The organism is Telluria sp. AZSoR62, assembly GCF_058111565.1.
In genome coordinates this window covers 1-380 of the sequence record NZ_JBYTST010000130.1, presented here as the reverse complement: position 1 = coordinate 380, position 380 = coordinate 1, and the positions used below count along the sequence as shown (strand labels likewise).

Annotated in this window: 1 pseudogene; it reads right to left on the bottom strand. The window is 64.2% G+C overall.

The features are described from left to right. A pseudogene (locus AC3XQU_RS23200) lies at positions 1–380 on the bottom strand (FAD-linked oxidase); the annotation flags it as partial.

The following is a 380-nucleotide window of genomic DNA, read 5'->3' as shown; positions in this document are numbered from 1 at the left end:
ATGCCATAACTTCCGGGACGTTTCGGAGTTCGCCGCTGTAGCAAACTGCCATGGCGCAGATCTTCTTGCCCTGCCACCGTTCAGGAATGAAAGGTTCCGCCGGGGCAGTCATGAGGATCAGCCACACGGCAAGCTCGCGTGGCGCGCGGGACGTGAGCGTCCGGTACGACCGGAGGACTTCGTCGGTGCGTTCGAAAGGCCAGGCGATGAGACCGCCGTACACTGTCGGCCCCACCTGGTGCAGCCGGAGCGCGAAGCGCGTGACGACGCCAAGATTAGCCCCCGCGCCGCGGACACCCCAGAACAGATCCGGGTTATCGTGACGGCTGGCGGTGCGGACCAACCCGTCGGCCGTGACAATCTCAACGTCCTCAAGGTTG